The 1660-nt window shown below is 50.7% G+C and carries 1 protein-coding gene and 1 pseudogene; both read left to right on the top strand.

The genetic code is table 11. The features are described 5' to 3' along the window. Positions 1-17: 17 nt before the first annotated feature. Positions 18-1508, top strand: a complete 1491-nt coding sequence (glpK, locus tag RTV33_RS15600) for a glycerol kinase GlpK (protein ID WP_312645775.1) — start codon at positions 18-20, stop codon at positions 1506-1508. A 60-nt stretch (positions 1509-1568) separates the two neighbouring features. Beyond that, positions 1569-1660 (top strand): annotated as a pseudogene (locus tag RTV33_RS15595) (aquaporin); the annotation flags it as partial.

The following is a 1660-nucleotide window of genomic DNA, read 5'->3' as shown; positions in this document are numbered from 1 at the left end:
ATAAGGAGGCAATTAAAATGGGAAAGTACATAATGGCACTCGACCAGGGAACAACCAGTTCACGCTGCATCCTGTTCAATGAAAAGGGTGATATGGTGAGTGTGGCTCAAAAAGAGTTTACACAGTATTATCCCCACACAGGCTGGGTAGAGCATGATGCAACGGAGATTTGGGCGACACAGGTAGGCGTTGCGCATGAAGCCATGGAAAAAGCAGGTGCAACCGCAAAGGATATTGCTGCAATTGGTATTACAAACCAGCGCGAAACCACGGTTGTGTGGGACAAAACAACCGGCGAGCCTGTTTGCCATGCCATTGTGTGGCAGTGCAGACGTACCGCTGAGTATTGCGACAGCCTGAAAGAAAAGGGGCTGATCGAAAGCTTCCGCGAAAAAACCGGTTTGATGATTGACGCGTATTTCTCCGGCACAAAAGTTCGGTGGATTTTGGAGAATGTACCGGGTGCACGTGAAAAAGCAGAAAACGGAGAGCTGCTGTTTGGTACGATTGATACCTGGCTGATCTGGAAGCTGACAAGAGGCAAGGTTCATGTAACGGATTATTCCAATGCATCCAGAACGCTTCTGTTCAACATCAAGGAACTGAAATGGGATGAGGAGATTCTCGCCGAAATGAACATCCCGCTGTGCATGCTCCCCGAGGCAAAACCATCCAGTTATGTATACGGTGAGACAGACCCTGAGATTTTTGGCGGTGCAATTCCAATTGCAGGCGCAGCCGGCGACCAGCAATCCGCGTTGTTCGGGCAAACCTGCTTTACCGAGGGTACTGCGAAAAACACCTACGGCACCGGCTGCTTTATGCTGATGAACACAGGCGAAACTCCGGTTTACTCCAAAAACGGGCTGCTTACCACCATTGCGTGGGGCATTGACGGTAAGGTGAACTATGCACTGGAGGGCTCTATTTTCGTTGCAGGTGCTGCAATTCAATGGCTTCGCGATGAAGTAAAGCTGATTGACAGCGCACCGGATTCCGAGTATATGGCCGGCAAGGTGAAAGACACCAACGGCGTATACGTGGTTCCTGCGTTTGTAGGGCTGGGTGCCCCCCACTGGGATCAGTATGCGCGCGGCGCCATCGTTGGGCTTACCCGCGGTGCAAACAAATATCATATCATCCGCGCAACGCTGGAATCGTTGGCTTACCAGACCAACGACGTGCTCAAAGCAATGCAGGAGGATTCGGGCATTACGCTGACCTCACTCAAGGTGGATGGCGGCGCTTGCGCAAACAATTTCTTAATGCAGTTCCAGTCCGATATCATCGGTGCTCCAGTTGACCGTCCAATCTGCATTGAGACCACAGCCTTGGGCGCAGCTTACCTCGCCGGTTTAGCGGTAGGCTACTGGAAGAGCAAAGAAGACGTTGTAGAGAACTGGCAAATCTCCCGTACCTTTACCCCTGACCTGGACGCTGCTGTTCGGGATGAGCTGGTTGCGGGCTGGCAGAAGGCAGTAACCTATTCCTTTGGTTGGGCAAAATAGGCGCTTACTTCCAAACACGTAAAACCGTACACAATTAAAATGATGTAGAGGAGCGTAGTTATGGTATATTTAGCGGAATTTTTGGCAACAGCGATGCTGATTTTATTGGGTGATGGCGTAGTAGCCAACGTTTGTTTGAACAAATCGGGCAT

The organism is Hydrogenoanaerobacterium sp. (assembly GCF_032017025.1).
Classification (GTDB): domain Bacteria; phylum Bacillota; class Clostridia; order Oscillospirales; family Ruminococcaceae; genus Hydrogenoanaerobacterium.
Note: the sequence above shows the minus strand (reverse complement) of the source record. Positions and strands in the feature narration are given on the sequence as shown.

Coding starts and splice junctions, on each gene's coding strand:
- glpK (WP_312645775.1), top strand. CDS start 18: ATGGGAAAGTACATAATGGCACTCGACCAGGGAACAACCAGTTCACGC.